Source organism: Zavarzinella formosa DSM 19928 (assembly GCF_000255705.1).
In the GTDB taxonomy this organism is placed as follows: domain Bacteria; phylum Planctomycetota; class Planctomycetia; order Gemmatales; family Gemmataceae; genus Zavarzinella; species Zavarzinella formosa.
This window is the reverse complement of record NZ_JH636441.1, coordinates 989351-1013541: the sequence shown is the minus strand read 5'-3', so window position 1 is coordinate 1013541 and position 24191 is coordinate 989351. Positions and strand designations below refer to the sequence as shown.

Annotated in this window: 21 protein-coding genes; 11 read left to right on the top strand and 10 right to left on the bottom strand. The window is 58.2% G+C overall.

Annotation, left to right across the window (positions count from 1 at the left end):
- Window positions 1-31: 31 nt before the first annotated feature.
- Window positions 32-1195: a lipid-A-disaccharide synthase gene (gene lpxB / locus BGIM_RS0120900; RefSeq protein WP_020471683.1), complete on the bottom strand. Its 1164-nt coding sequence runs from the start codon at window positions 1193-1195 to the stop codon at window positions 32-34.
- 201 nt (window positions 1196-1396) lie between these two features.
- Between lpxB and BGIM_RS0120895 the strand changes: the two genes are divergently transcribed.
- Window positions 1397-3130: an alkaline phosphatase family protein gene (locus BGIM_RS0120895; RefSeq protein WP_029630233.1), complete on the top strand. Its 1734-nt coding sequence runs from the start codon at window positions 1397-1399 to the stop codon at window positions 3128-3130.
- A gap of 16 nt (window positions 3131-3146) precedes the next feature.
- Here BGIM_RS0120895 and BGIM_RS0120890 read toward each other — a convergent pair whose 3' ends face one another.
- Entirely contained in the window at window positions 3147-3398 is a 252-nt protein-coding gene (locus BGIM_RS0120890; RefSeq protein WP_020471681.1) for a helix-hairpin-helix domain-containing protein, read from the bottom strand.
- Between the two features lie 62 nt (window positions 3399-3460).
- The gene (locus tag BGIM_RS0120885) at window positions 3461-4291 is read right to left on the bottom strand and encodes a DedA family protein (protein ID WP_020471680.1); all 831 of its coding nucleotides are present in this window, start codon (window positions 4289-4291) and stop codon (window positions 3461-3463) included.
- Window positions 4292-4464: 173 nt separating this feature from the next.
- On the opposite strand from BGIM_RS0120885, the gene BGIM_RS0120880 reads away from it, so the two are divergent.
- From BGIM_RS0120880 to BGIM_RS0120855, 6 genes are all read left to right on the top strand, one after another.
- Window positions 4465-5049 (top strand): anthranilate synthase component II, encoded by a 585-nt coding sequence (locus tag BGIM_RS0120880; RefSeq protein ID WP_020471679.1) that lies wholly within the window; start codon window positions 4465-4467, stop codon window positions 5047-5049.
- Window positions 5046-8204 carry a bifunctional [glutamate--ammonia ligase]-adenylyl-L-tyrosine phosphorylase/[glutamate--ammonia-ligase] adenylyltransferase gene (gene glnE / locus BGIM_RS57950; protein WP_020471678.1) on the top strand — a complete coding sequence of 1053 codons (3159 nt, stop codon included), beginning with the start codon at window positions 5046-5048 and terminating at the stop codon, window positions 8202-8204. The genes BGIM_RS0120880 and glnE overlap by 4 nt, the downstream gene beginning before the upstream one ends.
- Window positions 8205-8306: 102 nt before the next feature.
- Window positions 8307-9767, top strand: coding sequence for an MJ0042-type zinc finger domain-containing protein (locus BGIM_RS57945; RefSeq protein WP_052639911.1), 1461 nt, complete (start codon window positions 8307-8309; stop codon window positions 9765-9767).
- 206 nt (window positions 9768-9973) lie between these two features.
- A complete protein-coding gene (locus tag BGIM_RS0120865; protein WP_020471677.1) occupies window positions 9974-10591 on the top strand; it encodes a macro domain-containing protein in 618 nt (205 codons plus the stop codon).
- 37 nt (window positions 10592-10628) lie between these two features.
- A complete protein-coding gene (pnuC, locus tag BGIM_RS0120860) occupies window positions 10629-11327 on the top strand; it encodes a nicotinamide riboside transporter PnuC (protein WP_020471676.1) in 699 nt (232 codons plus the stop codon).
- The gene (locus tag BGIM_RS0120855) at window positions 11324-12301 is read left to right on the top strand and encodes an AAA family ATPase (RefSeq protein WP_020471675.1); all 978 of its coding nucleotides are present in this window, start codon (window positions 11324-11326) and stop codon (window positions 12299-12301) included. Before pnuC ends, BGIM_RS0120855 begins: the two co-directional genes overlap by 4 nt.
- Window positions 12302-12317: 16 nt before the next feature.
- Here BGIM_RS0120855 and BGIM_RS57940 read toward each other — a convergent pair whose 3' ends face one another.
- The 3 genes from BGIM_RS57940 to BGIM_RS0120840 form a co-directional block, all read right to left on the bottom strand.
- Complete coding sequence (locus BGIM_RS57940; protein WP_020471674.1) at window positions 12318-14471, bottom strand: serine/threonine-protein kinase; 2154 nt, start codon at window positions 14469-14471, stop codon at window positions 12318-12320.
- Window positions 14472-14579: 108 nt separating this feature from the next.
- Window positions 14580-15317 (bottom strand): phosphopantothenoylcysteine decarboxylase domain-containing protein, encoded by a 738-nt coding sequence (locus tag BGIM_RS0120845; protein WP_020471673.1) that lies wholly within the window; start codon window positions 15315-15317, stop codon window positions 14580-14582.
- A 57-nt stretch (window positions 15318-15374) separates the two neighbouring features.
- Window positions 15375-16115 carry an NRDE family protein gene (locus BGIM_RS0120840; protein WP_020471672.1) on the bottom strand — a complete coding sequence of 247 codons (741 nt, stop codon included), beginning with the start codon at window positions 16113-16115 and terminating at the stop codon, window positions 15375-15377.
- A gap of 325 nt (window positions 16116-16440) precedes the next feature.
- Here BGIM_RS0120840 and BGIM_RS0120835 point away from each other — a divergent pair, with 325 nt between their 5' ends.
- Genes BGIM_RS0120835 through BGIM_RS0120820 form a run of 4 tightly spaced genes read left to right on the top strand, consistent with a single transcriptional unit; the run spans window position 16441 to window position 19405 of the window.
- Complete coding sequence (locus BGIM_RS0120835) at window positions 16441-17355, top strand: BatD family protein (RefSeq protein ID WP_020471671.1); 915 nt, start codon at window positions 16441-16443, stop codon at window positions 17353-17355.
- Window positions 17352-18146, top strand: a complete 795-nt coding sequence (locus tag BGIM_RS0120830) for an SH3 domain-containing protein (protein WP_020471670.1) — start codon at window positions 17352-17354, stop codon at window positions 18144-18146. Before BGIM_RS0120835 ends, BGIM_RS0120830 begins: the two co-directional genes overlap by 4 nt.
- A complete protein-coding gene (gene pdxH / locus BGIM_RS0120825) occupies window positions 18143-18778 on the top strand; it encodes a pyridoxamine 5'-phosphate oxidase (RefSeq protein ID WP_020471669.1) in 636 nt (211 codons plus the stop codon). Before BGIM_RS0120830 ends, pdxH begins: the two co-directional genes overlap by 4 nt.
- 60 nt (window positions 18779-18838) lie before the next feature.
- On the top strand, window positions 18839-19405 hold the full coding sequence (locus BGIM_RS0120820) for a glutathione peroxidase (protein WP_020471668.1): 567 nt from the start codon (window positions 18839-18841) through the stop codon (window positions 19403-19405).
- Window positions 19406-19553: 148 nt separating this feature from the next.
- Here BGIM_RS0120820 and BGIM_RS0120815 read toward each other — a convergent pair whose 3' ends face one another.
- The 4 genes from BGIM_RS0120815 to BGIM_RS0120800 all read right to left on the bottom strand — a co-directional run bounded on the left by BGIM_RS0120815 (window position 19554) and on the right by BGIM_RS0120800 (window position 24099).
- A complete protein-coding gene (locus BGIM_RS0120815) occupies window positions 19554-19967 on the bottom strand; it encodes an acyl-CoA thioesterase (RefSeq protein WP_020471667.1) in 414 nt (137 codons plus the stop codon).
- A gap of 31 nt (window positions 19968-19998) precedes the next feature.
- Window positions 19999-21300, bottom strand: a complete 1302-nt coding sequence (locus BGIM_RS0120810; protein ID WP_020471666.1) for a glycosyltransferase family 4 protein — start codon at window positions 21298-21300, stop codon at window positions 19999-20001.
- A 178-nt stretch (window positions 21301-21478) separates the two neighbouring features.
- Window positions 21479-23332: an ABC transporter permease gene (locus BGIM_RS0120805; RefSeq protein WP_020471665.1), complete on the bottom strand. Its 1854-nt coding sequence runs from the start codon at window positions 23330-23332 to the stop codon at window positions 21479-21481.
- Entirely contained in the window at window positions 23329-24099 is a 771-nt protein-coding gene (locus tag BGIM_RS0120800; RefSeq protein ID WP_029630230.1) for an ABC transporter ATP-binding protein, read from the bottom strand. Before BGIM_RS0120800 ends, BGIM_RS0120805 begins: the two co-directional genes overlap by 4 nt.
- Window positions 24100-24191 lie beyond the last annotated feature (92 nt).

Here is a 24191-nt window from a genome sequence, read left to right as displayed (position 1 = left end):
GATTTTGCGAGTCAATGTTAAAAATCGATCATCATAGTCGGCGGTCAAACGTCGGGCCAGGTTGTTTGGCGACCTGATACCGCTCAATCAAAAACTTTGCGGCCAGTTCGCAGGCTCCCGGTTTGGCGACCTCGTTGCACAATTGCGTCAGTCGGCTCTTGATGGCAGCGATTTGTTCCGGGTTGCTTAGCCATTCGGTAATGCGGGCGGCCACTTTCTTTGACGGGTCGCTGGCGACCAGAAATTCCGGGTAGAGTTCTTCGCTGGCCAGCAGGTTGACGAGGCTGATGAACGGCACGATTTTGAAATGCCGGCCGATGCGCCACTCGTATCGTTTGAGCCGGTAAATCACGACAGCGGGTTTGCGGCGCCACATCATCTCCAGACTCACCGAACCGGACACCGAGATGCAACATTCGGAAAGCTCGATGATTTCCGGCGTCCGACCCACAAACACCTCGGCCGGCATCTTCCAAGGGGCGATGAGTTCCCGCACGGCCTCGGCCTGTTGATCGTTGAACGCCGCCACCATGAACCGGGTGTTCGGGTTGGCCGCGTGGATCTTCCGGGCCGCCCGCAGCATCTCCGGGGCGTTCTTGCGAATTTCGCTGTTGCGCGATCCCGGCAGGATGCCCACCACCCGGCCCGGCTTCGCTCGTTCGACGGCCATGAACGCATCGTCGAGTTTTTGGGAGGCCAGTTCGTCGAAGTAAGGATGGCCGATGTACGTGGACGGCACACCCCGCCGAGTGAACCAATCATGTTCAAACGGCAACGCCGAGAGAACATGGGTCAACAACTTCTTCATCTTCTTGACCCGGCCCTGCCGCCACGCCCAGATTTGCGGCGGGACGAAGTAGACGACCGGAATCCCCTCCTCTTTTGCCTGCTCGGCCAGTTTCCAGTGGAAGCCGGGATAATCGATCATCACCACGACATCCGGGCGGTGGGTCTTCAGATACTCATGGGCTTTGTCGAGCAATTCCCGGAAGAAGCGAATCTGCTTGAGAACATCGAACACCCACATCACGGAATGCTGGGCGAGAGGATAATGCACATCCTGCCCGGCGGCCCGCATCTTCTCCCCGCCGAAACCGACGATCTTCGCGGTCGGGTCGGCGGCAAGGATGGCCCGGATCAGATTGGCCCCGTGCAGGTCCCCGCTTGGCTCCCCCGCGCTCATGAACACGTGCATCTGACACCCCGGTTGAAAGTTCCGGAATTGGTTTACGGAGAAGCCGGTTGAACAACGAGGCAAGCGAGGCCGTCAAAACATGTGGGGATAGTGTGCGTTTGATGAAGAGCGGGCGTGGCCTGTGTTTTTTCCACGCGATCCTTCGTAAAAACAAATATCTTCAACAGTATTCTTTCCACCCAATTTGTTGTGACCAACCTTATGTTCCGTCTGCTGGCCCTGATCGGATTGCTGACGGCCGCTCCGTTGTTTGCCGTCGAGCCGGAGAAGCCGAAACTCGTCGTCCTTGTCGTGTTCGATCAAATGCGAGGGGATTACATTGACAAGTGGCAGCCGCTCTTCGGCCAAGATGGATTCGTCCGGATGGAGAAGGACGGGGCTTGGTATAAAAACTGCCATTACCCATACGCAATCACGGTGACCGGCGCGGGGCATTCCTCCATGTTGACCGGATGCGCCCCGGATGCGCACGGGATCATCGGCAACACATGGTATGAACGGAAGTCGGCCGCCACGGTGAATTGCTCCGAGAGCAGCCGATACGAACGTGTTCCCCCGGCCCCGAAAGTGGTTCCCGAACCGGTTAAACCTGAGGACACGGAGAAGAAGGAAACCGAGGAAACGGAGAAAAAAGAAGTCAAGGCAATGGGCACACCGGAGCGCCTGCTGGCCCCGACCTTTGGCAACGCAATCAAGGAAGCAACCGGCGGGAAGGCCCGTGTGATTGGCCTCTCGTTCAAGGACCGCTCCGCGATTCTCCCGGTTGGTTCCAAAGCCGACGGGGCTTACTGGCTTGACAGCGCCGATGGAATGATCGTCACCTCCTCGTTTTTCCGCGACTCGGTGCATCCGTGGGTGGCCGAGTTCAACAAAAGCCGGATCGCCGACCGCTGGTTTGGGAAGGACTGGTCAAAATATCGCCCGGATTTGGATTACGCCAAATACAGCGGCGTGGACGAAGGCGTCGGCGAAGGCACGGGCATCAAGCAGGGCAGGCTGTTCCCCCACCCGACGGACGGCGGGGGCAAGAAGATCGGCAAAGCCTATTATGAGGCTCTTTACAACTCCCCGTATGGGAACGAACTGTTGCTGGAATTGGTGAAAACCGCCGTTGTTGCCGAGAAACTCGGCCAGCACGAAGTACCCGATTTGCTGAGCGTGAGCTTTTCGAGCAACGACAGCGTCGGGCATTCTTGGGGTCCGGATTCGCAGGAAGTGCTGGACACCACGCTCCGTTCGGACAAGATCATGGCCGATCTGTTGAAATTCCTTGACGAGACGGTGGGCAAGGACAAATACCTGCTCTGCCTCACGGCCGACCACGGCGTATGCCCCCTGCCGGAATTGAGCGCCAAGAACGGCCTCGACGCCAAACGGTTCCCGTCCAAGAAAATCATGGCCGCCGCGGAACTATATCTCCGGCTGACTTACATGCCGGATGCCGTTTCTGACAAGAAAACCCGGTTCATTGAAAACGTAACCTCTCCGTGGGTATATCTCAACGAAAAATTGCTTGCCGCCAACGGACTGAAAACGGCCGACGTGGCGAAAACTCTTGCGAGCTTTCTCGCCAAGCAAGAGGGAATTGCCCGGACATTCACTCGCGAAGAACTGGAAGGATCGTTCCCGGCCGATGACCGCATCGGGCAGCGGATGAAAAAATCATATTACGCCTCCCGCAGCGGAGACTTGGGGATTCTTCTCAAACCATACTGGCTTGAGGGGGACAGGCTGACCGGCACAAATCACGGTTCGCCATATCCCTATGACACGCATGTGCCGTTGCTGGTGTTCGGGGCCAATGTGAAGCCAGGCATCCGCAAGGAAGAAGTGACTCCGCAGACAATTGCTTCGATCTTCGCCAAGGCGTTGGGCATTGCCCCGCCCGCGAAAGCCGAATTCCCGGCCCCGAAGGGGTTGTTTGAGAAGGAATAAGACAGCGAACTTCCGCTCAGGCCGCCAGTTGTTCGTATGTCAGCCAGACACCCGTGCGGGCATAATTCGAGATGACGATGGCCAGATGCCTGCCGATGCCGGGAGTGCGGGCGAGATCTTCGACAAGGATTTCCACGAGGGGCTTGTCGAAGCGTTGCACTTCCATGGCCGCCCGGCGGTAGGCTCGGATGCGGTAAAGATTCCCTTGGGCCGCCCGCAATTCACGGGCGTGTGTTTGCAATTGTTCAGACACTTCTTGATTGGTCATGATTTCCTCCCCTGTTGATTGTCACCAACCGGGGAAGGAAATGAAATGTCGGTTGAAATGGCTCAGGGCGTGATCGGCGGGAACTCCTGATGCTTCTCGGCATCGGATTTCAGTTCGGTCGGCTTGTCCAAATCGGCCCACGGCTCGGCCGGTTTGCCCATGTCTTTCTTTGGCTCGACGGGCTTTTCCACGACAGGTTTTGGTTCGTCGTGCTGCTTATGTTCGCCCGTCAGATGGGAATGAACCATCACCACCGTCTTGCCGACCACCGGAATTTCATTCGGATCGCCCGCCGACCCCCGGCGCTTCAACACAGCCGAAGTGGCAAACCCCGCCACATAAGAGATGACGGCAATCAGGACCAGTTCCCGATAGGTGTCGAGTTTGTTCAAAATCGCGATAAAACTGTCCGCAAAAACAAACGCCAGCCAGAAGATCAGGTTCACGCCGGGGATGGCATACAACCCGTCCGCAAGCAAAAACTTGCGGAACGGCAACCGGATCATCCCCGCCGTCATGAAGACAGGCGCGCGGATGCCGGGCAGCAGGCGGGCGATGAGCAAAATGCCGATGCCATAATCATGAAAATTCTTTTCAATCTTCAGTCGGCGATCCGGCGGCAGCACCCGCTTCTGCACCCATTTCCGCTGGATCAGCCAGCCTCCCCAGCGACGGCCGAAATAGTAGAGCATCGAGTCGCAGGCGACGACGGACACGATGCACACCGGCAGCATGATCCACCAGTGCATCCCGCCGGGATTATCCCAGACCCGGCCAACCATGATGCCGGCGGTGGCGATTGGTATTTCCTCGGGGATGGGAGCGCCCACGCCCGAGGCCATCAACATCCCGGCAATGCTCAGATATTGGAGAATCTCATTCCACGAAATCATGCGGACATTCCGGGCCGGAGGGAGACAGGGGTTAGCACACCCCTGACTAGGTTACGGCAATGCCCGCCCGGATGGAAGACACAACCCGGCCGCCGTCTGATTGGTCAACGGCCGGGATTGCGGATAACTTGAACAGGAGACGGAATTCGCAGGGCGTTCTCGGGTGAAGACGAATGATCGTGCTGATCGATAATTATGATTCGTTCACATACAACCTCGTTCAGCGGTTCGGGGAACTGAACGCCCGGCTGCCGATGGTGGTTTTTCGCAACGATCAAGTCACCTTGGAACAACTCGACGACATTAACCCCACGCATGTCATCATCTCGCCCGGCCCCTGTTCGCCGAAGGAAGCCGGGCTGAGCAACGAGATTTTGAAACACTTTGCCCCGAAAGTACCCACGTTTGGCGTCTGTCTCGGGCATCAGTGCATCGGCCATAGTTTCGGCGGAGAAGTGATCCGCAATTGGCGGATCATGCACGGCAAGGTCTCTCCGATCCATCACGACGGCAAGGGCTTGTTCGCCGGGATGAGCAATCCCTTTGACGCAACCCGGTATCACAGCCTCGTCATCAACCGGGACAGCTTCCACAACCCGGATTTCGAGGTGAGCGCCTGGACGGCCGAGGGGGAGATCATGGGCGTCCGGCACAAGACTTGGCCGTTGCATGGAGTGCAGTTCCACCCGGAGAGTTTCCTCACGGTTGAGGGACCGAAGATTCTGCAAAACTTCCTGGATCTCGCCCCGTGGCAATGAAGCCGTCCGCCGTTCCTGCCACCTTGGCGAAGGCCACCCCCTTGCTGGATTCTTGGGGGCTGGAGGATTTTGCCCGTGGCTTCCGCAATCTTCAGGCCATCGGCGGGCATCTGGGGACAGGTTTCTCCGCATGGCTGCCGTACTTCACCAAATATCTGCCGGAATCGCCGGACCCCGATCTCGCGCTGAACGCTCTTGAGCGGATTCTGGCAAACAAACCCTCCCTCGAATTTCGCGACCGCTTGTTTGCCGACGACGGAGCGAGATTCGGAGCGTTGGTTCAACTCATCGGCACCTCGCAATTCTTCGGCGATGTCCTTGCCCTCGATCCGGATTTTCTGGAGACGGCCACCGCCCCGCTGAGGGGAACGCCCACGTTGGACGAGTTGACGGAAACCCTGCGGCAAAGTGTGAATCTCGCCGGGGACGATAACGGCGTCCTGCGGACGATCCGCCGATTTCGCCGGGAGCAATTGCTCCGCATCGGGGTAAACGACATCGTTAGGGACCGGCCGTTGGAGGAGATCACCGCCGATCTTTCACGGGTGGCCGATGCCGCGTTGATCGTCGGTTGGGAGACGGCCCTCCGCTCCATGTGCCTGCGATACGGCAATCCCGGCCGGGCCTGTGTGCTGGCCTTCGGCAAACTCGGCGGTGGCGAACTCAATTATTCCAGCGACATCGATCTGATCGTGGTCTACGACGAAGAGGGCCGAACAACCGGTCGCAGGCCGGTCGGGCACGACGAGTTTTATTCCCGCGTCGTCTCCGAATTGATCCGGTTGCTCTCTTCCCACACGGACCGGGGCCAAGCTTATCGGGTCGATTTCCGGCTTCGGCCCGAGGGCCAGCGGGGGGCGCTCGCCAAGTCCCTGAGCAACACGCTCTCGTATTACGACACGCTCGGCCGCACTTGGGAACGGCAGGCCCTCATCAAAGTTCGCCCGGTGGCCGGGGATCTTTCGCTGGGGGCTGAGTTTTTGGAGGCGATCCAGCCGTTTGTTTACAAGCGATTCCTGAGCTTTGCCGAGATCAACGAGATCAAGGCGATGAAGCGGAAAATCGAACAAAAAGCCCGGCAGGAGACCAAGGGACGCGAGGTGAAGATCGGTGCCGGCGGCATCCGGGACATCGAATTCACCATCCAGTTTTTGCAACTCCTCAACGGCGGGGACACCCCGGCGGTGCGCAAACGGGACACTCTCGGGGCGATGCAAGCCCTCGAAAAAGCCGGGTGTCTGACGGATGCCGAGTACCGGGGACTCGACGACACCTATCGCTTCCTGCGAAAGATCGAACACCGGTTGCAATTGCTCTTCGACTTGCAGACCCACATTCTGCCAGAATCGGCGGATGAACTCCGCAAACTCGCCCTGCGAAGCGGTTACCAGACCAAGACCACCGGGGACATGCCGAGAGCCGCCGAGCCGAATCGCGGCGGGAGTTCGCTTGGTGCCCAAAAACATTCCCCGCTCGACGAGCCTTCGGTCGTCCCCACTCTGGACGCTCGTGACTTGCTGGTGGACCCGCTCGACCAGTTCCTTCTCGATTATCAAGAAAAAACCCGGCTGAACCGGACGATCCTTAATCACCTGCTGCACCTGACCTTCGCGGACACCACAGAGGATGCCGAACCGGAAAGCGACCTCATCCTCGATCCGGACCCGGACATCGTAACCGTTACCCAAGTGCTGGGCAAATACGGCTTCCGCGATGTGGCGGCCGCATGGCGGAACATGATGGAGTTGACACAGGAACAACGATTCCTCTCCACCCGGCGCTGCCGGCATTTTCTGGCCAACATCGCCCCGCAATTGCTCCGGGCCGTCGGCAGCACGACCGACCCGGATCAGGCGCTCACCAACTTGGAACAGGTGACGGCCTCCCTTGGCGGCAAAGCCGTGTTATGGGAACTGTTCAGTTTCAACCCGCCATCGTTGAAGCTGTATGTGGACATTTGCGACAGCCCTTTCCTCGCGCAAATACTCATCAATAATCCGGGGATGATCGACGACCTGCTGGACAGCCTGATTCTGAACCGACCCCGAGAATTGGCCGACCTGCGAAATGAACTCACGGAACTGCTGAAAGGGGCAGATGCCCCCGATGCCGTGGAATCCATCCTTCACAGTTTCCAAGACAAGGAAATCCTGCGGATCACCGTGCGGGATCTGTTGCGCAAGACCGATGTCCGGGAAGTGACCGCCGAATTAAGCGACGTGGCCGAGACCTTGTTCGTGGAAGTGGCCCGCCGACAGGAAGTCCTGTTGCGGGAGCGCCACGGGGACGCCGGGCCGTATGTGATTCTGGCCCTCGGGAAACTCGGCGGCCGGGAGATGAGTTACCACAGCGATCTCGATTTGGTGCTGGTCTACGCCGGCGAGGGACGCACGGCGGGGCCAAAATCCGTCGATCATTATGAATATTTCACCGATCTCGCCCGGCGGATCATCAAGACTCTCAGCAATCTGGGACCGATGGGGCGTCTTTACGCAGTGGACATGCGTTTGCGACCCACCGGAAAGTCCGGCAGCCTCGTCGTGCCGCTCGGGGAATTTCAACGGTACTTCGAGGCAAAGAGCGCGCAGATTTGGGAACGCCAGTCTCTCACGCGGTCTCGCGTCTTGCATGGCGATCCGGCGTTTGCGACGGAGATGATGGCCCGGGTCCGTCATGCGGCCGTGGACATCCCGTGGACGATTGAAGTGGTGCGGGAGATCCGGCAAATGCGCGACCGGCTGGAACATGCCGGAACGCCCCGCAGTTTGCGCCGGGCCGCCGGGGGAATGACGGACATTGAGTTTCTGGTGCAGGCCATGCAGATCCGTCACGGCCAGCGATTGCCGATGCTTTGCCTGACGAACACTTGGGAAAGCCTGGCGTGCTTCCGCGATCATGGCCTGCTGACCCCGGAACAGCATGATCGGCTGGTCGCCAGCTATTCGTTCCACCGGCTCGCGGAAGCCCGGCTTCGCGTGTTGCTGAACCGCCCGGCAAGCGAGTATCCCGAATCGGCGGAAGAACTCGAAAAGTTCGCCCGCCGGATGGGTTATCCCGCCGGGGACGAGCCAGCCCGCAATCGCTTTTTGAAGGATTTGGAAACCCATCGGCGGGATACCCGGCTCATCTACGATTGCCTCGTGGCGCTCGATTGATTGTGCCGCCCGCTTCGTTTACAATCACATTTTTAAGCCCTCATCAATATTGTCGTTACTCCCTCATTTAGTCATCGCCACAAGCGAACTTAAGGTTCTCGCATGCCATTTGTTGTCACCTGCCCCGAATGTTCGGCCCGCTTGAAAACAGCCGCTCTCGTGCCGGCCGGCAAAGCAGTCACCTGTCCGCAGTGTAAACACGCATTTACCACGACAGAAGATTCGCCGGAACTGCCCGGCACCGCCTCCAGTCCGGTAAACTCGCGTCCCCCGGTTCCCCCGCCGCCCCCCTCGACTCAAAAATCGAAAGCCGTGCGAAGAGAAGAAGAACTGGAGGCGGCAGAGGTTGTTGATGACGAACTGGAGGAAAAACCCAAGTCCAAAAAACGCCGCGATGACGACGAGGACGACCGGCCTCGTTCTAAGAAAAAATCCCGTGACGAGGACGATGATGACGACCGACCGCGTTCCAAGAAGAAGCGGACAGACGATGATGACGAGGACGACCGGCCAAAATCCAAAAAGAAGCGGGATGACGACGACGAGGATGACCGGCCACGATCCAAGAAGAAATCCCGTGACGAGGACGACGAAGAAGATGACCGGCCACGATCCAAAAAGGGGCGGGATGACGACGAGGAAGAGGATGACGACGCCCCCTCTTCCCGCAAGAAATCAAAGAAGAAGGGAAAGAAGCCGCTCGTCCTCATGCTGGCCATCGGGCTGCCGCTCTTGTTTTTGATGTGCGGCGGGGTGTTGACCGGGGCTTATTTCCTGATCTTCTCCGGCGGCGGTGCTTCTTCGGACATGCTTGCTTGGGCGCCGAGCGGCAGCACCCATATCAACGGGGTGAAATACGCGACGATCAGCGGTTTTCCTTCGCTCAAACGAGGCATCCAACCCAAGCTTTCACGTCTTGAGAATATTGGAATGTCTCTAAATGATGTGGATGAGGTAATGGTTGCCCAAGGAGGCGGGGCGGAGACATTCGTGGTTCGTTCAAAAACCACGCTTGATGCCGCCAAAATGATGAAGTCCGCCAACGCCACGGAGAAGACGGCGGCCGGCAAAAAGTATTACAAAGGCCCCTCGGGTACTTTTCATCTTCCGACAGGAACGATGTTGGTATTTTGTTCCGGGGATGATGCGAATGACGGGACAATGACCGGTTTGTTGCAAAAGGAATCGAAAGTCACCGTGTCCGCTGACATGAAAAATTTGATTGGAAAAACAAGCGGAGACATCTGGGAGGTTAAAGTGTCCACCGGCGGTGCTAACGCCGGGGCGGGATTTGGATTTGCTCCCCCAAAATTTGAATATGGCAGTGGCAAAATTGTCGGGAATCAAATGAAGATGAATCAATCATTGGTGTTTGCGGATGAGAATGCGGCCAAGCAAGCCGAGACGCTCATGAAATTGTTTGCCCAATCGTTGAAGACGGGGGGTGGCAAAGGCAAAAAGTTTGATTCGGTTGATCTCTCGGTGAGCGGATCGACATTAACCTTCACGCTGGTTGGAAATATTGATGACGACAACGCCTCCATGATGACCGGTGGATTTTGATTGATTTTCAAGGAAGGTTGCTCCGTTCGCAAAGGGTTAGCCTGCAATCAGTTGTGATGACATCTCATTGCGGACAAAAATGCCGCCGTGCGTCGTCACCATGTCCCCCGGCCACTCTTTTCATCTCGGTCTGTCAAAAGAATAATCTCGGCGAGCCTCTCGGAAAGTTGCCGTGTCCGGACGGGTGACACTCAAGGAATCCAGAAATGCTCGAAGACCTTTGGCTGGTTCACCCCGACGAGGCGATGGGTGATGCCTTTCGGCAACGGTTTGCTGGTTTGCCGAACGTTCGTGTTGTCCGCGGCCGTTTTGAAGATTTGGAACCGCACGATTGTTTCGTCACCGCCGGGAATGCTTTCGGGCTGATGACGGCCGGGATTGATGCCGCTGTGATTCGGCGGTTCGGCGAACCGCTGATGCGGGATGTTCAGCACCGGATCATGGACCAATATTTCGGGGAGCAACCGGTTGGCACGGCTTTTATCCTGCCGACCGGAGATCCGTCGCTTCCGTTTTTGGCTCACGCTCCGACGATGCGTGTGCCCGGCAGCATTGAGGGAACCGACAAGGTGTATGCCGCCACTTGGGCGGCGTTTCTCGCCATCCAAGCCCATAACCAACAGAACCCCGGCCAGCGGATTGAAGTGGTGGCGTTCCCGGCGATGGGCACGGGGTTCGGCGGGATGCCCTTTACGGAGGCCGCCCGGCAGATGGCGGTTGCCTACCGCCACTTCCTCGAACCTCCGCACCGACTCGATTGGGAGTTCGTGGCGGAGCGGCAACGGGCGATCTGTTACGATGGCCGTCGCCAAGTCATCGGGTGAGTTTCGGGCGACAAAGCCGGATCGGCGTTCTTGAGAGGTGGATGAGATTGTGGGCGAAGCGAAAGACGACGCGGAACCAAGCGAACCGGTGGGCGGCAATTTGAAGACGGCCACCGTCGTGATGTTTGTCCTCACGGCCATCACTTTGCTTGTCGCCAAAACTTTCGCATGGGTTTCATCTTCTTGGCTCGAAACGATGGGCACCCTAACCGGGGCGGCTTGTGTTCTGCTGGTCGTCCGGCGAAGTGTCTGGAACTTCCCGATTGGCATTGTCAGTTGCACGGCTTATCTGGTGTTCTTTGCCGACGGGCGGTTATTCGCGGATGCCGGGCTTCAGGTGGTGTTTATCCTGCTGGGCATTCACGGGTGGATTTCGTGGGTGCGAGGACGGGCCGAGGTCACCCCGGTTCGCCGGATTCCGTTGGATGAACTCACTGTTCTGGCGGCGGCATTTCCGGCGGTCTGGCTGGGGTTGACCAAATTGTTGGAAGCCGTTGGCGGGGCGGCCCCCGTTTATGATGCGTTTGTCACGACGCTGAGCCTGGCCTCCCAGTGGATGCTTAATCGTCGGCATATCGAGTCGTGGCTTGGGTGGATCATCGTCGATCAAGTCTCGGTCGTCCTCTTCTGGTCACGGGACATGCACCTGACGGCCGGGCTGTATTTCGTCTTTTTGGCGATGTGCGTGGCCGGGTTGATTGAATGGCGGCGACATCTCGACGGGAAACAAGCATGACGACGCGGGGATTGGTGGTTGGCAAGTTCTATCCACCGCATCGCGGGCACAAGCATCTGATCGACGCCGCCTTGGCCGGGGCCGACGAAGTTCATGTGATCGTCTGCGACAAGCCCGGCGAAAATCCTCCGGCAGTCCTCCGAGCGGCTTGGTTGCGGGAGATCCATCCGGCCGCAAACGTATGGTTGATTGACGACCGATACGATCCCGACGACTCGGCCATTTGGGCGGCGAACTGTATCGGGTTGTTGGGTTTTGCCCCCGATATGGTGTTCACGTCCGAAGACTATGGCGAACGGTTCGCGGCCTGCCTCGGTTGTCGGCATGTTCTGGTGGACAAGCCCCGGACGGCCGTGCCGATTTCCGGCACGGCCGTCCGGGCGAATCCGCTGGCCTCGTGGGACTTTCTGGAACCGCCCGTTCGTGGATACTACACGCTACGAGTTGTCCTGATCGGGGCCGAATCAACCGGGAAGACCACCTTGGCCACCGATCTGGCAGCCGAGTTCAATACGATCTGGTTGCCGGAGTATGGCCGGGAATATTGGGAACAAAAGATGGCGAGGGGCGAGCCAAACATCTGGGTGACGCAAGAATTCGCCGTAATCGCCCGCGAGCAATGCCGCCGTGAAAACGCCGCGGCTTGCCGGGCGAACCGGGTGTTGATTTGCGACACAGATGCCTTTGTCACGCGAGTGTGGCATCACCGATACATGTGTGGTTGGTCGCCGGAAGTGGATGCGATTGTGGCCGCCCATCGTCGGCCCGATCTTTACTTGCTCACGGATGTGAACACACCCTTTGAACAGGACGGCACGCGGGATGGAGAACTCATCCGCGATTGGATGAATCAGATGTTCGTTGAACAATTAGTAGCCCACAACCTGCCCTTCGTCGCGTTGACCGGAACAAAGTCCGAGCGATTGGCCACCGCGACCGCCGCCATCCAGAAGTTGATGATGGCGGGTCGGTGAGCCAAGGCTGAATGCTTCAATCAAGTGAGGCGATCCAGGCATCAGTGGTGGTGGCGGCATGAGGGTATCGGCTGGTGACGACGCCCTTGGCTGTCATCTTCACAATCTCCTCGGGCGTGACGACCCAGATCCCGCCGCCGCGCGGATTGGATTGAACGGTCAGGGCCGCCACCTCATATTCTCCATCGGGTTTGCCGCCAGCCGTGAAATGCTCCACGGATTTCTGCCGGTGAGCCACCCAAACGCTTCCATCGGCTCGATCTACCGAAATTTTGGTTGGCGGTTTGGCTCCCAACTCCACGGACACTAATTGTCGGCCTTCTGCGTCGAATTTGACCAGCCGGTTGGTGCTGACCGGCGATGGGTTGAGGGTGCGCAGCCCCACCCATGCGGAGCCACTGTTCGGATCGACATCCACGCTCGGGGCCAGCCAGCCGGGAATCTTGATGGTGAACAGCACCTCTCCCGTGGCGGCTGTGATTTTTGTCAGGTCCGGGGAGGCAATCCAAAAGGCGCGGGCCTTCGCATCGTAAACGATATCCCATCCCGAAATTGGGTGGGTGGCCAATGTTCTGCCATCCGGGCTGAACACGATTGTTTTGCCGATTTGCTTCGACCCGTTGTACAAAAGAGCCCAAACATTGCCCGTTTGCGGATCGACGGCCACCGCCGAGCCGCTTCCTTCGTAGTTGATCGTCCCGGTCACTTGTCCGGTCAGATCGAACCGCTGAATCCGTTGCCCAGTGTTTTCGATCACCCAAATGCAATCCCGTTGCGGATCGGTGGCGATTCTTCGACTGTTGGCCACCGTTTGGCTGACATTGAAACCGGACACCCGGAACGTTTTGTTCCCCTCTGTGTCGAAGAGGGTCAGTCGGTCTTCGTATTTGTCTTTGTCCTTGAATTGGCGGTCGCAATCGTCGAGGACAAGAATTCCTTTCGGCTTGGCTGGCGCCGGCGGCTTGGCTGGCCCAGGCGATCCTGAATCGGCAATACCGACTCCCGGATCAGGCAACTCCGCGTTTGCCACATTCGGAGATTTGACGAAACCAAAATACAATCCGACCGTGACTGGCAGGCTAATTGCCAAGGCGAGGACAGCGGCCAGCGTTCGCTTGGTTTTCCGGTTACCCCGATGGGTCGGCATCACCGGCGTGTCGATTTGCGTGTCCCCGAAGGCGTTGATCTCACCGAGGGTTGGCGGAGCCACCACAGCGGTGCCCAAGATGGGAATGGAATTTTCCATCTCTTGAATCCGTCGGATCACTTCGGTGGCAGATTGCGGCCTTCGGTCGGGGTTCTTCTCCAGCAACTCCATGATGAGTCTGACGACTGGTTCGGGAAGCCTTGCATTGAACTGGCCAATCGGTTGCGGTTGGTTCAAGGCCACGGAAGTCAGCATTCCGACGGACGTCGCCGATGGAAACGGCAACTGACCGGAACACAGGAAATACAAAACCCCGCCCAGACTAAAGAGATCGCTACGGGTGTCGATGGCTTCCCCGCGGGCCTGCTCCGGGGACATGAAGGCGGGCGTGCCGATGATGACGCCGGAACTGGTCAGTCGGCCATCGTCTTTGAGCGCCCGGACCAAACCGAAATCGAGCAACTTGATACGGCCGCTTGGTTCTTCCACCCAGAGGTTGTTCGGCTTTAGGTCCCGGTGGATGAGGCCATTGGAATGAATCGCCGCCAGACCGCTGGCGATTTCGCGGGCGAGCCGCAATATCTCGGTGACTTCCGGCGGGCCGTTCTTGTCGATCCAGTCGTCCAACGTCTGGCCTTGGAGCCATTCCATGGCAATGAAGACGGCCGGGTTGTCGCGGGCAACCTGATAAACCGTCACCACATGTTCATGCTTGATGGAGGCCAGCATCCGGGCTTCGCGGAGAAATCGCTTGCTACCCGACATTTCGACATCGGCCGATGGCTTCATCACCTTGAGGGCGACGCGACGGCGAAGGTGCGTGTCCTCGGCCAGAAACACATAGGCCATGCCCCCCTGACCGAGCAATTTCAGCACCCGATACTCATCCAACCGGCCAAGTTCATCCGGTTTTTGGGGGGAATCGAGGAACGGATACGGATTGGCGACCCCTTGGACGACGAATTGCTCCGGTGAGTTTAATACCTTCGTCTTGGTCGCCAGTCCGGCGATCTCTTCACCCATGCCCTGGCTCCGCGAGCGGGAACAATTTGAACAACCTTACAACACGACTGCCGCCGTCGCCATATGATTGTCCGATGATTCTCCCCTCGTCCGATGTCATTCAAAGATTCATTCTTTCAAGGTCAAAAATTTCGCCTTCAAGCGATCCGGGCGTTCCAGTTCGGTCAGCAATCGCACGGCCAGTTCGGGGCGGGAAACGCGGTCGTAGGAACCAGCCCCGATGAACGCCCAATCGTGCATACCTTCTAGTGTGTTGGCCACCATCAAATCAGCATAAGATTGTTGACGAGATTTCTCGGCGATGTCGCGGAGTTCGTCATCCGTCACACCCACTTCCAGCTTAAACTTCACTAGTAAACCGGCAAAATTCCAATCCCGGCGAATGCGGTCCACCAGTTTCGGGGCAGGTTTCAGCCTCAGCCATAATTCCGGGTGATGGCTTTTCACCTTCCCGGCGGCAGTGTCGATCATTCGAGGCGACCCTTCATTGCTTTGCCACACGGCCGTTTCGGGGTCGAAGGCCGATCCGGGGGCGGGAGCATAGACCCCGGCGAGGTGGTAATCGCTGACGGCGGCCGCGTGAATGACGGCATCGTACCCACCGTTCGGGATTTCCTCGGCCATCAATCGCTCCAGTTCTTCAAAGGTTCGATACGGCCGCAGCTTTTTCAACGCCCCTGGATCGGGCACCGATTCCGGATGAGAGGTCAGCGCCGTGACGAGATGCCCCCGAGCAGCGGCCACGGCGGCGATATGCCCGCCGGTTTTCCCGGAGAAGATGTTGGTGATGCAGCGGACCCGGTCAATCGGGGTTTGGGTGTTTCCGGCCGTCACGAGGATATTCATGGTTGTTTTCGCCAATAGTTGAGAAATCAAGTCGCACAAAGATTCACATCGTTTCGATCAGTGATTCCCCGTCAATTTCAGGGAATGAATAACGGAGGAATCAACCTTGTCGGGCGCATCCGGCCAGTATTCAAAGGTGGCCAAAGACTCCGTCAACTCGATCACGGAATGGCTGACAGTGCGGGTGGTTTCGCGGGCCATGTTCACGCTCAGGTGCGGACGATCCGGCCACTGATGCCGGTGAAACGCTCGTTGGGCCTTTTCCCATTCCTCGGGCGGGGTTGCCAGAAATGAATCAAACAACTCCCGGCGGACATCATCCACGAGGTGATCCCCCAAGCCCGAAGACGTGACCATCAACGGATTCCCGCCGAATGGCTGGCTGGAGACCATCGACTGTTGGCCGTCCCACTTGATCCGGGCGATACTGCCCTGTCCTGCAAGAATCAGTTGAAACGGTGCAAAATCCTCAAAACGGAAGTTTTTCTCAGCGGTATTCAAGGCCGACGCGGGCGTGTCGCATGAGAGCAGTTCGGCAATGATTTTCCCCCGGCTTCGTCGCGGAACGCCATCGGGTTTCACAACCGGATTCTGGTTCAGGATCGCCATCACCAACCCGGCATCGTTCACGGCCAGCCATGTCCCCCCGGACGCAGGATCGATGGGGTGAAGGGCCGAGTGTCGGCCATACTCTCGCTGTATCGGTGGCAACCCGGCCGGGCGGGTTCGTCGTTCGTCGCGGTTGAAGGCGAATCGCACGCGGCTAACAGGCAGCGGGACAATGCTCAACGTACACATGGTGCCTCCGTTGACGGGTGGGAGGGAAAGGTTATGCCGACGCCGGGGCAACGTAATTCGCCTCTTGCCTCAATTCCAATCCCCAAAACGATGGCCCGCATGAGTTAGATACCGCAAGTCGTTTCGGGGTGACAGGAATTACGTGGTAGAAATGGAAAGACCCCTTGAACATTCGCGCAGACCCCTGTTAGAATATTCCACATCTGCGGATGTTGACGCACCTGCGGATCTCCTGGAACGCCGTGAATGTCATGCACATTCGCGGCGTTTCTTTTTTTCATCCCCCCGCTTCCACCACATTCAGACCGACGCATACCATGAGTGAATGCGGGCGATTCTCTTCCTGATCGCGTGTGCTGGGTCGCTTGTCGCCGACGAGGTGACCATTCCCGTCGTCGGCCAGCCAGAGCGATTTTTCGGGGCGGCCGGTCATGGAGTGACCATCAAGGTCGATGTCGAACCGACCACGTTTACCCGAGACGAATATTGCACGCTCACTCTCCGCGTGGCCAAACTGCTGAACGCCCCCAATGTTCGCCGGCCAAACCTTGAAGATCTTGATGACATGGGTGTCTTCAAACGAGACTTCCAAGCGGAGGCGTTGCCGGATGGCCCGACCGTCAAAGCGGATGAACGAGTCTTCCGTTATCGGCTTCGCCCGCGTCGGTCAGATATCGCCGAAGTGCCGGGGATTGTTTTTCGGTATTACGACTCCAACCTTCCGCAAACACCGGACAGGCCGGGTTTGCCTTTCCGCACGGCCCACACCGACGCAATTCCGATCACGGTGACGAAACCCGCCGACCCGCCGGTGTTGCCGCCGACGCCGTTGGAAATCCCGGCCTTTGCCGAATCACTCGACGACACCCCGGAGCCGTGGGCCACGCCAAAAATGGCCCGGCGGGTTCTCGCCCTTCTCTTGGTCCCCTTTGGATTATTAGCCTTTTGGCTCTGGCGGCAGGATGAAGGCCGTGAAGGTTTTCAACGACGTCAACGCCACCGCGTCGCCCGCCGGACGACTCGCCGCTTGGATCGAGACAGCCTCACCCTCGACGAACTACGGGCCGTCATGAATGAGTATCACGCGGCCATTCGGGCAGATGATGGACCGCGTGCAGACGAGTGGGCGGTCTTTGTCGCCCGCATCGACGAATTTCGTTTTGGCCCCGGCGAGCACAAAACGGTCAACGATTTACGAATGGCCGCCCTCGATCTGGTGCGACGATGGGAGGAGAGATGAACATTCTCTTCCTCGTCACCGTGTTGGGATCGTCCACATTGACCGCCGTTGAACAGGCCGAGGATGCGTACCGGCGGGGGTTGGAAACCCGCGACCGGGCAACCGTGGCTCGCGGGCATTTTCGTGAGGCCGCTATCCAGTATGACCTTGCTTGGGAAGATACGAACCGCTCGCCGGGTCTTGCCCGCCATCGGGCACAAGCATGGTTCCTCGCGGGGGACACCGGCCGAAGCATCCTGGCCTACCGCGACGGGTTGAAACTGTTCCCCGAAGATCAGGCGTTGTTAAGCGGCTTGCGATTCACACGCGAGCAAGTGATTCTGCCTCCGATGGCCGATCTGGCCGATGCCTGTCGGCCAATGCCGCCGCCAGTCTCTCAACAAGCCATCCCGCCGATGGCGTTCTTTCTAGTCTTTGTGGCCATGAGCATTGCGGGGGGAGGCCTGTTGCTCCAGTGGCTGTCTCGCCGCCGCATCGAGTCTTTATTCGCCGGGTTGATATTCTCGACGCTCGCATGGGGCGGTGTGTGGACGTGGCATTCCACGCAAGAACAGCACGCCGACCATTGGGCGAAACCGGTGGCCGTGCTGACCGAACCAGCTTTTTTGCGCACGGGAAATAACGCGGAATTCCCAAAACGATTCGACCAGCCGATTCCCGCCGGGGTGGAGACAACGCCCCTCGAAGAACGCGGCGGCTGGCTCTATGTTCGCTTGCCCGGCGGTCAACCGGGCTGGTTACCTCTGACGGCCATCGCCAGAACTCACCCTCCGGAAACTCCCCGACCATGAACTTGGCTGACATTCGCAAAGACTACGGATTAAAGGGTTTGCACGAAGCCGACGTCTCGGCCAACCCGTTCACGCAGTTTCAAACGTGGTTCGACCAGGCCATTTCGGCCGGGGTTGTGGAACCGAACGCGATGACGCTGGCCACCTGCACCCCCGACGGTTTTCCCTCGGCCCGGATCGTGTTGCTCAAGGGGTTCGACAGCCGGGGCTTGCAGTTCTTCAGCAACTATGAAAGCCGCAAGGGGGTGGAACTGCTGAATAATCCGCAGGCGGCCCTCGTCTTTTTCTGGCCGGACCTCGAACGGCAAATCCGCATTGAAGGCCGGGTCGAACGAACCACCGAAGCCGAGTCGGACGGTTATTACCACAGCCGCCCCCGGAACAGCCGCCTCGGGGCTTGGGCCTCCCTCCAAAGTTCGGTGATTTCCGGACGCGAGGAACTGGAGACAAAACAGCGGGAACTCGACGCCCGCTATGCCGGGGAAGCGGTTCCCCGGCCGCCTCATTGGGGGGGCTTTCGCGTGGTTCCCTTGGTGTTCGAGTTCTGGCAGGGCCGGCCCAGCCGGTTGCATGATCGCCTTCGTTATCGCCTGGCCGAAGGGCGTTGGATTATCGAACGATTGTCGCCGTGAGGCGGGTGCTTTGGTATCGTAACCAAGTCCCGCCGAAGTACCACTCAACAGGAGTCCCGCATGTTTCGGTTTCTCGTTTCCGCCGTCGCCGTCGCCGGTCTGGCGTTCCCGGCTCTCGCCGCTGAAAAATCAGGTGACAAAATGAGCCCGCTCGAATTCACGCTGAAGGACATCAAAGGCAGCCCGGTCGAACTGTCGAAGTACAAGGGCAAGGTCGTTCTGTTCGTGAACGTCGCCAGCAAGTGCGGCCTCACCCCGCAATACAAAGGCCTCGAAGCCCTGTACGAAAAGTACAAGGATCAAGGCCTCGTCATCATCGGCGTCCCGGCCAACGAGTTCGGCAAGCAAGAGCCGGGCACGAACGAAGAAATCGAAAAGTTCTGCACCGCGAAGTACAGCGTCACCTTCCCGATGATGAGCAAGGTCGTCGTCAAGGGCAAGGGCATTGACCCGCTGTACGAATACCTGACGAGCGTGGACACCAAGCCGGCCGGCAAGGGTGACATTAGCTGGAACTTCGAGAAGTTCCTCGTCGGCAAGGACGGCAAAGTGGCCGCCCGCTTCGCCCCGAAGACAGCCCCCGATGACGCCGCCTTGGTCGCCGCCATTGAATCAGCTTTGAAATAATCAAAGCTGAAAAAGCAAGCAGCAACCACAAAGACGCAAAGGTCACACAAAGTTTCACGAAGAAGATCGAAGAAATGTTTCTTCAGAAGTCTTCTCTGTGAATCTTTGTGTGACTTTTGCGTCTTTGTGGTTAATCTTCTCTGGCCTTTTACTTCCCTTCCAACCGCCGTCGCATGTCCTCGGGAATCTCCATCGATTCCATGCCGTGATCGGCCGTTGTCCGGCAACACACAGCCGTGATTCGGCCAACAGCCAGTTCCTTGCCATCCCGGCTGAAGTTGAATCGATAACGGATTGATTTTCGGCCAATTTCTTCGATCGTCACATCAATATCCAAGACATCCTCGAACCGGGCCGGGCGCATGAAATCGCAGGCGACGGCCACACGGGGAAACCCGATTTTCAGCCCGTTAAACACCCCGGAGACGGACAGGCCGCGGGCGTGGAGAAAATCCGTTTCCGCAATCTCCATATAGCGGAAGAAGTTTGAAAAATGGGCGATTCCAGCCATGTCGGTGTCACCGAATTCAACCCGCTTCTTCGTCCGAAACGTATTGCTCATCGTTCAGCCTCAAACAGCAATTAGCCACCGATCACTGACCACTTTTCTTGACAATCTGTTCCAGAACAGAAAGGGTGTTGAGGGCCATCGCCTCGGCCGTGAAGATTTCATTCACCGCCCGGCCGCCGCGCTCGGCCAATTCCCGGCGCCGGGCCGGGTCGTTGAGTAACTTCACAATGGCATTGGCCAAGGCCGCCGGGTCGTCCGGGGGCACCAGTTCGCCGCCGTTGGTGGCTTCGATGAGTTCCGGGAAAGAACCGTGAGCCGGTTGCACCACGGGCGTGCCATTCGCCAAGGCTTCCAAGATGTAGAGGCCCTTCGGTTCATGGTACGTCGTCGGCACTGAAAGCACATCGACCGACTGGAGGAACGCCACCTTCTGTTCGTGGGTCGGACAATCAACATGCTCGACGAACTCGGCCAGCCCGGCGAATCGTAATTTGAGCATTTGTTCGTCGAAAAACGGGCGGTTGTTCTCACCAAGCCAGCCGGACACTTTCAACCGGCATTCCGGGGCGTTCGGCATCTCCCGAATCAGCCGAAACGCCTCGACGATGTGATGAAAACCCTTCTCCCGGCAGATGCGGGCAAAGTAGCCGATGATGTACGGCGGGGCAGACCGATGCTCGCGCGGGCCGCCGTGCCCTTTCAGGTTGATGCCGGGATAAACCACTTGGATCTTCTCCCGAGGCAACTTGAGATATGGGGCCATCGCATCGGCATAAAAACGGCTGGTGGAGATATAACCGGCGAAAGCCGGGTCGTTTTCGTGGATGAGTTCGACACAGCGTCTCCGGTCGGTTTCCGGCAGAGCCTCCAAGAAAATATCGTCCCCTTGCAACACCCCGACAACCGGGGCGGGCCATGCCTTCTTCAACTCTGGCACAAAGCCGGAGAGCAGCACATTGGTCAGCAACACCACATCCGGCTTGAAATCCGTGGCGAGCCATTCAACGAGTTTGCGAACTTCCTTGCGTTGTTTGCCTCGCGGCCCCTTCAACATGGAAATGGTCAGGCTCCCCAGCTTCGCGGCCTTCGTGCGGGCCGCGAGCGGGGAAACCCATCGCAGTAATCGCGGGAAGTTTAGCAGCCGATCCAGAAGCCAGGGCGTGTGCCGAAAGAGCCAGAATTGTTGTTGCAGGAAGACGTTGATCCCGCCCATGAAAACACGGGTTTCAGAGATGTTTTCCTCGTCCGTGCGGATGGGCGTATAGGTGGGGATCAGGAGGGTATCGTGCCCGAGTTTGATGAGGGCGGCCGCCAGCGTATTGTCCCTCATGCAGGAACCGCAATACATCCCGGCGGCCCCGGCGGTGATCAGTGCAATCTTCATTCCACTAGTTTAGACTTGGAGAACGCTGTTGGGAAATAACCGATGTGAAGCCGCGACGCGGGGTCTTCGGAGCGGAGCGAGGACTCCATGTGTTCAAATGCTGGCCGTTGACACGAACGCTTGAACGCCGGAAGTCCTCGCTCCGCTCCGAAGACTTCGCGTCGCGGCTTCACATCGGTTATTCACCCTTCGACGTGACCACTTCCAAAATGCGTTGTTCGCGGGATTGAAGCAAGTCTCCCTGCCAAGTCAGCAGTCGCCGGTAGCCCCACACCGTTGCCAGCGTCACGATCACATTCAACCCCAGCGCCAGCGGAACACCGGTGAGCCAGCCGAGTTCGCTGAGGGTGATTTCAATGATGAAGGGAATGATCGCCGGGAGGAATAGCACCGGCAGGCACATCATGGCCATCATGTGGATCAGCACGGGCAACAGTCTGACGTTGGTCGCTTTCGTCGAACCGGCCGCGATGGCAAGCGGGGCGAAGATCGACAACAGATTTGCCAGCAGACACATCAACAGAAAAACCGTGATCACTTGGGGAAGACAGCCGAGCAAATGATCGACCCGCATCGGCAAAAAGCATTGGATGCCAATCAGGACGATCAGACAGAAGGTGGCCGCGAAAGGAAAAAACGAGAGGTTTTTTCCCATCAATATCTCCCGCCGGGGAACCGGACCCATCACAAACGCCCGGAAACCGGCACGGTCGTAGCCGAATTGATTGCCGATCAATTGTTGCATGCTGAACATCATCATCGCCATGCCGGCAAAGGCGAGAAACGGCCGATATGCCGGGGGAATCGACGGGGCGTTGGCAATAAATATCCCGCCGAAGATCACCCCAAAGATGATCGGCATGACCAGCAACATCTTCGCCTCGGGGGCGCGTGTCAGCGACCGAAACCCGGCGAACGCCACCCCGGCCGCCTGCTCCGGAATCCACGAAATCTCGTATTCCACCAACCGCACCCGGTTGGGGTCCGGCTTCGCACTGGTCGCGGATTTGACGACGGCAGGCGTGTTTGGCGCGGTCACACTCCCGGCGGTGAACTGTCCGGTGTACAGTCGCAAAGTCGTGCGATAGGCCCGCCACAAACTCCCGGCCCCGATGAGGGAGAAACCGAGCGTTCCCAACAGCGTCGGAAGGGGATTGCCCCCCGCAAGACCATCCGCTCCAAGTGGAAGCCAGCCAGGCGGCAGGACCATGTTCAACAGCCGGACGTACACTTCAAGTTGTTGGTCCATCTGCTTGTCATGGGCATCGCGGTTGGCTTTTTCGTCATCCATGATCTGCTGGTATTTCGGGGCGTATTCCTCGGGCTTGATTAGTTTGGCCTGTAAATCCTCGCTCAGCTTGGTTACTTTTTCCAATCGCTCATTGGCAATTTTCGTCTCAGATCGGCCCCACGGTCGAAGGATGTTCAGCAAATTGGGGGCTTGAGCCAGCAACACGAACGAAATGGTCACCCCGCCGATGATCGTCCTCCGGCGGCGGGGGTTGCCCATCATCGAGGCCAGCCAGCCTTGGAACTGATAGGTGACCGCCGTAACCGCCCAGAAAAAGGCCGTCACCAGCGGGAGCATCAACAGCATGATCGCCCCGCGACCGAAGACCAACCCAAGCGAGAGGCCGAACATCATCGGGACGAACAGAATCATCGTCATCCCGGCCAGCGAACTGAGATAGTTGATCAGAAACGCGCTACGAAGCGAAACAGGCAGATGTAAAAACTTGTCCAGAGACAGGCTGTCCGTCCGTTGCAAATCGGTCATCAGGCCAATCATCCACGAAAACAAGAAGCCCGCGACGATTCCATCCCACACGTACATCAAGATCGTCGGCGAAACATCGGCGAGAACAAAACATCCGACGGAGAATCCGCCGATAAGTGCGCCCGTCGCGCCCGCCGCTAAGGAAACCGCCAGCATTGCCAAAACGATGGTGTTGCCAATGCCGCCCCGTTTGAGTTGGTTGATCCGAATCCGCCAGCGGAGCCAGGTAAACGCGCGAAAATGTTCGATATTCACGACGCCGCTCCCTCCAGCCAGCTAATCTTCGGGGCGACCGCCTCGTCTCCCCCGGCCACTTGCAAGAAGCGATCTTCCAGCGAAAGCCCCTGCCGAATGCTCTCCATCGAGGCTTGTTCGACAAGACAACCCCGGACGATGATGCCGACATGGGTGCAAAGTTTTTCGACGATTTCCAAGATGTGCGTCGTAAGAAACACCGTGGACCCGCGGGCAACATACCCCGCGAGCAAATCCCGGATCACCCGCGATGTGACGGCATCCACCCCCTCGAAAGGCTCGTCAAGGAACAACAAATCGGGATTCGGCAACAAAGCAGCCGCGAGGGCCAGTTTCTTCTTCATGCCGTGGGAGTATTCGAGCGTGAGTTTCTTGTCCTCGTTGTCGAGGCCAAGCAATTCCAACAACTCATTCGACCGGGTGCGGACGGTATCGCGCGGCAACAGATACATCCGGCCGACAAACGTGAGGAACTCACGGGCTGTCAGATTGTCGAACAGCGACAGGTTCTCCGGGATGACGCCGACGTGCCGCTTGACCTCCAGAGCCTCCTTCGGATCGGAGACGTTCTTGCCGAGAACAAGCATCTCCCCGCCCGAGGGGGCAAGCAATCCGGTGAGCATCTTGATGGTGGTGGACTTACCCGCCCCGTTTGGGCCGAGGAAGCCGTAAAAAGTGCCTCGTTCGACGCTCAGGTTGATTTCGTTGACCGCTCGAAAATCATTGAAGTAGCGGCTCAATTGACGGGTTTCGATCGCCAGGCTCATCGGGAAAACTCGTTCCGGGATTTGGACAAGTCCCTGCAAGTGTACCAGATACACCAGCATCTCACGGGAATATCCGGCGAATCACTCGTCGG

Coding starts and splice junctions, on each gene's coding strand:
- lpxB (WP_020471683.1), bottom strand. CDS start 1,195: ATGCACGTGTTCATGAGCGCGGGGGAGCCAAGCGGGGACCTGCACGGG.
- BGIM_RS0120895 (WP_029630233.1), top strand. CDS start 1,397: ATGTTCCGTCTGCTGGCCCTGATCGGATTGCTGACGGCCGCTCCGTTG.
- BGIM_RS0120890 (WP_020471681.1), bottom strand. CDS start 3,398: ATGACCAATCAAGAAGTGTCTGAACAATTGCAAACACACGCCCGTGAA.
- BGIM_RS0120885 (WP_020471680.1), bottom strand. CDS start 4,291: ATGATTTCGTGGAATGAGATTCTCCAATATCTGAGCATTGCCGGGATG.
- BGIM_RS0120880 (WP_020471679.1), top strand. CDS start 4,465: ATGATCGTGCTGATCGATAATTATGATTCGTTCACATACAACCTCGTT.
- glnE (WP_020471678.1), top strand. CDS start 5,046: ATGAAGCCGTCCGCCGTTCCTGCCACCTTGGCGAAGGCCACCCCCTTG.
- BGIM_RS57945 (WP_052639911.1), top strand. CDS start 8,307: ATGCCATTTGTTGTCACCTGCCCCGAATGTTCGGCCCGCTTGAAAACA.
- BGIM_RS0120865 (WP_020471677.1), top strand. CDS start 9,974: ATGCTCGAAGACCTTTGGCTGGTTCACCCCGACGAGGCGATGGGTGAT.
- BGIM_RS0120855 (WP_020471675.1), top strand. CDS start 11,324: ATGACGACGCGGGGATTGGTGGTTGGCAAGTTCTATCCACCGCATCGC.
- BGIM_RS57940 (WP_020471674.1), bottom strand. CDS start 14,471: ATGGGTGAAGAGATCGCCGGACTGGCGACCAAGACGAAGGTATTAAAC.
- BGIM_RS0120845 (WP_020471673.1), bottom strand. CDS start 15,317: ATGAATATCCTCGTGACGGCCGGAAACACCCAAACCCCGATTGACCGG.
- BGIM_RS0120840 (WP_020471672.1), bottom strand. CDS start 16,115: ATGTGTACGTTGAGCATTGTCCCGCTGCCTGTTAGCCGCGTGCGATTC.
- BGIM_RS0120835 (WP_020471671.1), top strand. CDS start 16,441: ATGCGGGCGATTCTCTTCCTGATCGCGTGTGCTGGGTCGCTTGTCGCC.
- BGIM_RS0120830 (WP_020471670.1), top strand. CDS start 17,352: ATGAACATTCTCTTCCTCGTCACCGTGTTGGGATCGTCCACATTGACC.
- pdxH (WP_020471669.1), top strand. CDS start 18,143: ATGAACTTGGCTGACATTCGCAAAGACTACGGATTAAAGGGTTTGCAC.
- BGIM_RS0120820 (WP_020471668.1), top strand. CDS start 18,839: ATGTTTCGGTTTCTCGTTTCCGCCGTCGCCGTCGCCGGTCTGGCGTTC.
- BGIM_RS0120815 (WP_020471667.1), bottom strand. CDS start 19,967: ATGAGCAATACGTTTCGGACGAAGAAGCGGGTTGAATTCGGTGACACC.
- BGIM_RS0120810 (WP_020471666.1), bottom strand. CDS start 21,300: ATGAAGATTGCACTGATCACCGCCGGGGCCGCCGGGATGTATTGCGGT.
- BGIM_RS0120800 (WP_029630230.1), bottom strand. CDS start 24,099: ATGAGCCTGGCGATCGAAACCCGTCAATTGAGCCGCTACTTCAATGAT.